The organism is Streptomyces azureus, assembly GCF_001270025.1.
Taxonomy (GTDB): Bacteria; Actinomycetota; Actinomycetes; order Streptomycetales; family Streptomycetaceae; genus Streptomyces; species Streptomyces azureus.
The window spans coordinates 1-8,201 of sequence record NZ_DF968419.1 but is presented as its reverse complement, the minus strand read 5'-3'; the positions used below and the strand labels follow the sequence as shown (position 1 = coordinate 8,201).

9 protein-coding genes and 1 pseudogene are annotated in these 8,201 nt (G+C 72.1%); 4 read left to right on the top strand and 6 right to left on the bottom strand.

Going from position 1 to position 8,201, the window contains the following annotated elements; genetic code table 11:
• From AOQ53_RS34600 to AOQ53_RS48255, 4 genes are all read right to left on the bottom strand, one after another.
• Positions 1-648 (bottom strand): hypothetical protein (locus tag AOQ53_RS34600; RefSeq protein ID WP_059423431.1); only part of this gene is annotated, 648 nt, incomplete at its 3' end.
• A 146-nt stretch (positions 649-794) separates the two neighbouring features.
• Entirely contained in the window at positions 795-2,144 is a 1,350-nt protein-coding gene (locus tag AOQ53_RS34595; RefSeq protein ID WP_059423429.1) for a serine/threonine-protein kinase, read from the bottom strand.
• Entirely contained in the window at positions 2,141-2,881 is a 741-nt protein-coding gene (locus AOQ53_RS34590) for a hypothetical protein (protein ID WP_059423428.1), read from the bottom strand. The genes AOQ53_RS34595 and AOQ53_RS34590 overlap by 4 nt, the downstream gene beginning before the upstream one ends.
• 165 nt (positions 2,882-3,046) lie before the next feature.
• Positions 3,047-3,247 carry a hypothetical protein gene (locus tag AOQ53_RS48255; RefSeq protein ID WP_408055221.1) on the bottom strand — a complete coding sequence of 67 codons (201 nt, stop codon included), beginning with the start codon at positions 3,245-3,247 and terminating at the stop codon, positions 3,047-3,049.
• Between the two features lie 83 nt (positions 3,248-3,330).
• On the opposite strand from AOQ53_RS48255, the gene AOQ53_RS48250 reads away from it, so the two are divergent.
• Positions 3,331-3,498 carry a hypothetical protein gene (locus AOQ53_RS48250; RefSeq protein WP_408055220.1) on the top strand — a complete coding sequence of 56 codons (168 nt, stop codon included), beginning with the start codon at positions 3,331-3,333 and terminating at the stop codon, positions 3,496-3,498.
• A 233-nt stretch (positions 3,499-3,731) separates the two neighbouring features.
• On the opposite strand, the pseudogene AOQ53_RS46935 reads toward AOQ53_RS48250, so the two are convergent.
• Positions 3,732-3,938 (bottom strand): annotated as a pseudogene (locus AOQ53_RS46935) (FHA domain-containing protein); the annotation flags it as partial.
• 131 nt (positions 3,939-4,069) lie between these two features.
• On the bottom strand, positions 4,070-4,657 hold the full coding sequence (locus tag AOQ53_RS34580) for a hypothetical protein (RefSeq protein WP_059423426.1): 588 nt from the start codon (positions 4,655-4,657) through the stop codon (positions 4,070-4,072).
• Between the two features lie 274 nt (positions 4,658-4,931).
• Here AOQ53_RS34580 and AOQ53_RS34575 point away from each other — a divergent pair, with 274 nt between their 5' ends.
• The 3 genes from AOQ53_RS34575 to AOQ53_RS34565 all read left to right on the top strand — a co-directional run bounded on the left by AOQ53_RS34575 (position 4,932) and on the right by AOQ53_RS34565 (position 8,195).
• Complete coding sequence (locus AOQ53_RS34575; protein WP_059423424.1) at positions 4,932-5,786, top strand: bifunctional methylenetetrahydrofolate dehydrogenase/methenyltetrahydrofolate cyclohydrolase; 855 nt, start codon at positions 4,932-4,934, stop codon at positions 5,784-5,786.
• Between the two features lie 163 nt (positions 5,787-5,949).
• On the top strand, positions 5,950-6,540 hold the full coding sequence (locus AOQ53_RS34570; protein WP_408055222.1) for a DUF3017 domain-containing protein: 591 nt from the start codon (positions 5,950-5,952) through the stop codon (positions 6,538-6,540).
• A 398-nt stretch (positions 6,541-6,938) separates the two neighbouring features.
• Complete coding sequence (locus tag AOQ53_RS34565) at positions 6,939-8,195, top strand: helix-turn-helix domain-containing protein (RefSeq protein WP_059423422.1); 1,257 nt, start codon at positions 6,939-6,941, stop codon at positions 8,193-8,195.
• Positions 8,196-8,201 lie beyond the last annotated feature (6 nt).

The window sequence follows — 8,201 nt, the reverse complement described above, 5'->3', positions numbered from 1 at the left end:
CACCTCCTGGGGCGGCAGGGTCAGCGTCTCCCGTTCGCCCCGCACCAGCGCGGCACTGAGCGATCCGGCACCCCCGAGTACCCCGCCCAGCAGGCAGCCGACGATCAGCAGCACCATCACCTGCTGGATACGGCGGCGTACCGCACCAGCCCGCCCGGCCGCCGCCTCCGCTGTCCCGAACCACGGCCTGCGCCGCAGCGCGAGCGGGACGCAGAGCAGGACGACAGCCCCGCACATCAGCGCCAGGGCGAGGGGAGCGGCGGGTCGCAGTTCCATCGGTGTCGGCACGGGCCAGTTGGTCACCTCGGGGTGACGCCAGGTCAGGTAGTCCGCCAGCCCGATGACGCCCGCCAGCGCCGCCAGCACTCCCGCTGCGAGCGCTCCGCCCCGCCGCCCCATCGACAGCACGAGGACGACGGCCGCCCCGACGGCCAACGCACGCGGGAACCAGGCCGCCGTACCGTAGTCGTCGGCCCGCGCCGCGGGCAGCCCGTCCGTGAGCGGGAATGCCGCGTACCAGGCGAGGACCGCCGCACAGCCGAGGGCGAGTGCGAGGAGGAGGTGCGCGGGGCGGTGGGCAGGTGCCGGCGGGTCGACCTCGGTCGGTTCCGGCTGCTCGGTGATGTGTTCCTCGTCGCGCCCGGCCATCCCGCACCCCCGTAGGGCCGACTCCCGGATGACTCCAGTCTGCGAGCGCTCCCCTGCACCCGGCAACGGAAATGCCGCCTTCCGGTGCCTACGGGACCCTGGAATGTTTCAGGTTCCCCCCGCGACGCCCGTCTGCGCCACGCTGATCAGACCTCGTCGGCTTTGCGCAACGCGCTCCACGTCTCCGACCCCACGATCCCGTCCGCGTCCAGCCCCGCCCGCTTCTGGAAGGTGACGACGGCGCCGTGGGTCAAGGGGCCGAAGTCGCCGTCCACCTCGCCGACTTCGGTGATGCCGTGCAGATGGCGGAGCAGGCACTGGAGTTCGCGCACCTGGCTGCCACCATCGCCCCGCGCGACGGTGAAGTCCCAGGTACTGCTCCAGCCGGCGGTGTAGCCGGGGCCGTACTTCTCGTCCTCGTACACCGCGGGTTTCTCGCAGCTGGGTGGGGCCGCGGCGACGGGGGTCTCGTCGATCAACGCGTACGTCACCGCCGTCCCGCCCAGCATCGCCACCGCCGCGACCGCCGCGACCAGCACCGGACGCCGCCACCGCCGGGGCCGCAGCCTCGGCAGCCGGGCCGAGCGGGAGGCCCCGGCCGCGTCTTCCACCCGGCGCAGGAGTGCCCCGGCGTCCGGGACCCGGGCGACGCGCTCCAGGTGAGTGGGGGCCAGACAGTCCCGCACGATCTCCCGCCAGGCCTCGGGGAGTTCGGGGGACAGCCGCAACTCCTCTGCGCCGCGCGCGTAGCGCATCGCCGCGTCGGTACGTGCCTCGGTGCTGCCGCCCGGCAACGGGAAGGAGTTCGTGAGGACGACATGGGTGAGGACGCCGAAGGCCCAGACGTCGGCGGTGGGGCGGATGCGCGTGCCGCGCTCGTCGATCTCGGGCCACAGCAGCTCCGGCGGGGTGTAGTCGGGCGTGGCGAAGGCCGGGGTGTAGGCGTGCGTGCCCTCCAGCTCCGCCGCCATGTTGAAGTCGGCCAGTCGTACCGAGCCGTCCTTCAGCAGCAGCACGTTGGCGGGCTTCAGGTCACCGTGCACCCAGCCCGCGTGGTGCAGCTGGTGCAGGCCCTCGCAGACCTGGGCCAGCAGGGCCGGGCCCGACTCCGGCTTCGGCTCGTGTTCCAGTACGTCGTCCAGGGAGCCCTCGGCCTGCTCCAGAATGAGCACGGTGGCGCCGTCCAGCTCCGGGTGCCCCGGATCGTCGACCGTCAGGGTGTCGTACATGCGGATCAGCCGGGGCGCGCGCAGGCGCTCCAGCAACTCCACCTCTCGCTCGGCGAGTTCGCGCATGTGCCGCAACTGCCGAGGTGTGCGGGTGCCGGTGGGCAGGAACTTCAGGGCGGCTCGGCTGGGCATCTCAGGATCGCCTTCCTTGACGAGCCGCGCCGCGTACACGGTGGCGAACGCGCCGGAGGCCAGAGCCTCGCGCACCTCCCACGGGCCGACCCGGTAGCCCTTCGGGACGGGGACGGCGTACGACTGGCCGGTCATCGGACCACCTCGCCGGCCGGGGCGGCCAGCACCACCAGGTCGTCCTCGCGGACCAGGTCGAAGCGGAGCGCGAGCGAGACCAGTGACTCCTTCTTGCCGTTGACGCGCAGGCCGGGCTCGGCGGTGTCGGGGCCGGGGCGCAGCCGGAGTTTGAGGGCCAGGTAGTCGATGTTCCAGTACACGGCGGACCGCGTGACCGTCGGCCAGACGCCACGCAACCGCTCCACCAACTGCTCCACCGCCAAAAGCGGCGCGTGCGGCTCCCCGCGCAGCCGGGGCTCGCACAGGGCGGCCAGCACCGCGAAATACCGGCTGGTGCGGTCCAGAGCGAACGCCGGTGCCGTGGCGGCGCCGGGGAGTGCCCGGCGGTCGGCGCTGCGGAAGGCGTGGCGTGGCGCCCACACGTCGAAGGTGAGCAGGTCTCCCGCGGCGGGCAGGACCACCCGCGAGAACTCGAACGGCACCGGGGCTTCCATGCGGCCCGGCGCGATCTTGAGGTGTTCTCCCGCGCCCTCCGGGTTCTCCACCACGTAGGTCTGGTCCTCGCTGAGGTTGCTCAGCAGCCAGAAGGAGCGGTGTGCCGTGATCTCCCCGGCGACCCGGGGCACCCCTTCGTGGTCGATCACGAGTCCGCCGTCCGTCCCGGCCCTGCCGAACGTCAGCCGTTCGCCCGCGGCGATCCTGACCTGCCCCTCCGCGCTGCCGCACATCGGTGGTACGACGATGACGCTGTACATGGAGTCGTCCCCCTCCTCCTGTGACGCCAGGGGGCGCAGCCCCCGGTCCGACGAGGGGAAGGGTATGGGACGTTTTTGAACGAGTACGAAGCATCGCGCCTGATACAGCGCGTGTGTGAAGGGTTGGTGAGAGAAAGCGGCACCGGCGCAGCGGTCTCCGGCCGGTCACTTCTTACCGGGCGGGGCGTACTCCTTGAGGTAGTGAGCGACGTGGGCGGCGTGGTCGCGGTACTTCGGGGGAACACCGCCCGCGTTGTTCACGGTCTCGGCCGAGGTCCGGAAGGCGGCCGCCACCAGCACCTGCCGGTCGCCGGACAACCCGGTCTGTTCCAGGCGCGGTTCGATGAAGCACAGGTAGCGGGCCATGGCCGGGACGGACTCGGAGGGGGTGAGCGGCGGCCTGGGGCCCCTTCGCGGGGACGCCGTCGGCGCGGATCCACCAGCGCAGGATGCTCGAGGTCCAGCGGGCGATGCCGTACTCGCCCTCCTCGCCCGCGTCCCGGTCGGAGAGGTCGGGGTCGAAGTCGCTCTCGACCTTCAGCGTCGCGGTGATGAGCGCCGGGGTGAGCTCCGGCTGGACGCAGTCGTGGGCCGAGTCGACGATGGGCCGCCGGTAGGCCACCGGTACGCCTTGTCGGTGCGGAGTTCGCAGGTGCCGTAGGTGGCGGGCGTCACCTTGCGGGTCTCACCGGCCTTGCTCCCGCCGTCGTCGCCGGGATCGGCCCAGGTGGCGACGCCGCAGCCGAGGGCGGCGGCGACACCGGCCGCCAGGACCGCCGTACGGCGGGAGCGGCGGCGGGCCGGGCGCGGGCGGGGCTGGCGGAAGGAGCGGTGGCCGGTGCCGGCGGCCTTCGCGGCCGAGGTTGCTGAGGATCCAGAAGGCGCCGTGCGCGGTGATCTCAGCGGCCCGGCGGGAGGCTCCGTCGTGGGTGATGCGGAGATCGTTGTCGTGCGCGGACCGGCCGAACGTGAGGCGTTCACCGGGCGCGAGTCGGATCTGGCTGCGGTCTCGCTGGTCCTCCGAGGCCGGCGGAGGTACCACGATGATGCTGTACAAGGTGCTCTCCCCGTGCCTGACAGCTGCCACCGTCAGGTTAGGGCGACGCACCAGGGCCGTGCCCCCTCGTACGGGTGAGGCACGGCCCTTGGGTGTGATTGGCGTGAACTGGTCCGCTCGCCGGGGTCCGTTCAGTAACGGGGTCGGTTGAACCAGGCCTTGCCGTTGGCATTGCCGACGAACACCGCGACCAGGATGGCCAGGACGGTGTGCACCAGGCCCACGAGGATGAACGGGTAGATGCCGAGGACGGCGGTGATGATGGCGAAGACCAGGATGGTGATGCGGGCGCCGTTGCCGCCGTTCTTGAACTTCGTCGCCAGGACGGCCGCGAACACCAGCCAGGCCAGGCCGAACACCACGTAGCCCCAGATCAGGCCGGTCGAATCGCCGACCAGGTCCTGCAAGGCGACGTTGTCCTTGAGGGACGCGTCGTCCTTCGCGGCGTTGAGGGCCGCGGCGCCGAGGCCGAGGATCACCACGGCGATGACCTGCAGACCGACGATCACCCACATCATCACGCGTGCCGCGTTCACCGAGCCCGGCATCGTCGTCGGCGCGGCGGGCCCGCCGTAGGGGGACACCGGAGGGGCCTGCGGGTAGCCGTAACCGGGCGCCTGCCCCTGCTGCTGCGGGTAGCCGTAGCCCGGCTGCTGCTGCGGCTGCTGCGGCTGTCCCTGGGGAGCGCCGTAGGGGTTGTTCGGGTCGCCGTAGCTCATGGGGGCTTTCCTCCGTTGGTCCGAGTGCGGGGACGACGCGTGGCATCCGTACGGAGGACATGTCTTCAGATTGCGGCCGTCCCCCCGTTGAACTGCCCGCGGCACTTGTCAGGTCATCGTTCTCCACCACTGACGGGCTTGTCCAGCCGCATTCCCGATGTGTTGTGCAAGTGCAACATCGCTGATCATGGGCGGATACGGGAGGACGGGCCCCGTGGTGCCCGGATTGCGGCCGGATTGGAACCGTGGGCGGGTCATCCGCGAGGATGGGGTCATGACCGCCCAGATTCTCGATGGCAAGGCCACCGCAGCCGCGATCAAGTCCGATCTGACCGCCCGCGTGGCGGCGCTGAAGGAGAAGGGCGTCACGCCCGGCCTCGGCACGATCCTGGTCGGGGACGATCCCGGCAGCCAGAAGTACGTCGCCGGCAAGCACCGTGACTGCGCGCAGGTCGGCATCGCCTCCATCCAGCGCGAGCTGCCGGCCACGGCGACGCAGGAGGAGATCGAGGCGGCCGTCCGCGAGCTGAACGAGGACCCGGCGTGCACGGGTTACATCGTGCAACTGCCGCTGCCCAAGGGCATCGACGAGAACCGCATCCTGGAACTGATGGATCCGGACAAGGACGCGGACGGCCTGCACCCGATGAACCTCGGCCGTCTGGTCCTGAACGAGCCGGCCCCGCTGCCCTGCACCCCCAACGGCGTGCTGACCCTCCTGCGCCGCTACGGCGTGGAGATCAAGGGCGCGGAGGTCGTGGTGGTCGGCCGGGGTGTGACCATCGGCCGGCCGATGCCGCTGCTGCTGACCCGGCGCAGCGAGAACGCGACCGTGACCCAGTGCCACACCGGCACGCGTGACCTGTCGGCGCACCTCAAGCGCGCGGACATCATCGTCGCCGCGGCCGGTTCCGCCCACCTGATCCGCGCCGAGGACGTCAAGCCGGGCGCGGCCGTCCTGGACGTCGGCGTCTCCCGCAGCGCCGAGGGCAAGATCGTGGGCGACGTCCACCCCGACGTGGCCGAGGTCGCCGGCTTCATCTCCCCGAACCCCGGCGGAGTCGGCCCGATGACCCGCGCCCAGCTGCTCGTCAACGTGGTCGAGGCGGCGGAGCGCAGTGTCGGCTGAACGGGACGCGGGGAGCGCGGGCAGCGCCTCGGGCGCCGGGAACGCGGAGAGTGCGTCGGCCGGCCGGAGCGCGCAGAACGGTGCGGGCGCGGAGGGCGCTCCGGCCGGCCGGGGCGGGCGGGACGCCCTGGGTGCCCCGTCCGCCGTTCCGAGCGCTGCCGGAGTGTCGAGCGGCGGGAGTGCGCAGAGCGGCGCGGGCGCGCAGGGCACTCAGGCCGGCCGGAGCGCGCAGGCCGTGCAGAGCGAGCGGGACGCGCCGGGTGCGCGCGACGGTGACGCCGACCCGGGGGTGCGGGTGGAGGGCGACGATCTCACCGTGCGGGATCCCGTCAGCGCGCCCGATGCCGAGGGGCGGCCGCGGCGGGTCACCCGGCGTTTTCCGTTGTTCACCAAGGACACCGCGCGGCCCGAGGGCGGTGGCCGGGCCGCGTCCGGGGACGCGTTCGCGCCGGCGCGGCAGTGGCCCGTCCTCGCCGTGCTGGGGCTGGTCGGACTCGGGCTGCTGGTGACCGCGTTCGGTCAGTTCCGGCTCGGGACGCTGCTGATCGGCATCGCCCTGCTGGGCGGTGGCGCGATGCGGTGGCTGCTGCCGGACGTCGGCATGCTCGCCGTCCGCTCCCGGTTCACGGACATCGTCACGTACGGCGTCATGGGCCTGGCGATCGTCCTGCTGGCGATGATGGCGCAGCCGGACCCCTGGCTCCAGATCCCGTTCCTGAAGGACACGCTGCACTTCACGGTCACCAGCGAGTGACCGGACGGCGGTCCGTCCTCTCCCCCGAGGAAGGACGGGCCGCCGCCACGGCTAACCCTCCTGCACGGCGAAGAGCCTGTTCAACGGCTGTCAGTGCGCTGTGGCACGGAAGTGACGGTTCCGGTACTGGTTCCGGTACTTCCTCCGGCAGATTCGGCACGAACTGGTGCAACCACGGGGCTGGCATGGACAATCGGGACGGTCCAGGGTGTATCGCGCGCGGCTCCTGCGCTTCTGTGCGCCCCCGCTCAGGGAACTGAGATCCTGAGTGGACGCATCCCTGTGGGTAGCCAGAACGGGGACTCGGCCAAGGCCGCCGACGCGCGGGGCGAACAGCGCGGGTAATAACAGCACGTACCGGGGGGAAGAGGGGGGACGCAATGCCTCGTTGGAGGGCCTTGCCGGATGAGCTCGATCCACAGATCAGGGAGTTCACCAGCCAGCTGCGCAGACTCGTGGACCGCAGCGGTCTGAGCATCGCGTCGGTGGCGGACCGCACGGGCTACAGCAAGACGTCGTGGGAGCGTTATCTGAACGGCCGGCTGCTCGCGCCCAAGGGCGCGATCGTGGCGCTGGCCGAGGTCACCGAGACCAACCCGGTGCACCTGACCACCATGTGGGAGCTCGCCGAGCGCGCCTGGAGCCGCTCGGAGATGCGGCACGACATGACGATGGAGGCCATACGGATCTCCCAGGCGCGCGCCGCGCTCGGGGAGTTCGGCGGGCAGGACTTCGGGAGCCCCTCGGCCGGTTCCAAGGGCGACGGCAAGTCGGCCTCCGCGGGCGGCGGCCGGCCGGCCCGCAGAAGCGGCAGCGCCACGGCCACGCCGGGGATCGCGGGCCCGGCAGGTGTGGCTCCGACCGTGCCGCCGCAGCCGACGGCCCCCGAGGTGCAGGACTCCACCGGCAGCGGTGTACGGGAGGACGGCGGCGGCCGGAGCGGCTCGACCGGGGCCAACTCGTGGGGAGTGGCCGGGTACCAGGGCCCTGCCCAGGGCCGCGGGCGTACCGCCGGGACGGGAACCGGCTCCACGCCCGCTTCGGGTCCCGGAACCGTCCGGACACCGGGCGCCGGGGCGGCCTCGCACGGCACACCGCCGCAGGACGCCGTCCCGGCGGGTGCCGGTGGTGCCGGTGGCACTGGCGGCTCTGGTGGTCCTGGCGGCAAGCGGCGGACCGCGACGTTCCTCGCGGGTGTCGTGGGCGTGCTCGTGGTGATCGCCGGCGCGTTCTACCTCACCGGTGGCGGTGGCGACGACGAGGCCAAGGGCGGCACCAAGTCGTCCACGCCGGCCGCCAGCACGAACCCGGACCTGCCGCCCGGCGTGAAGTGCAGCGGCGACAGCTGCACCGGCAAGGACGCGGAGAGCATGGGGTGCAGTGGTGACCTGGTGACCACGGCCCAGACCGCGACCGTCGGCACGACCGTGGTCGAGGTCCGCTACAGCGACACCTGCAAGGCGGCCTGGGGACGTATCACCCAGGCGGCACAGGGCGACGAGGTCCAGGTCAGCGCGGGCAAGGCGAAGCAGACCGGGAACATCACCGTCGCCGGCGACACCATCGCGTACACCCCGATGGTGTCTGTGAAGAACGCCGCCGACGCCAAGGCCTGCGCCACGCTCGCGTCCGGCCGGCAGGGCTGCACGGAGTAGGGGGAC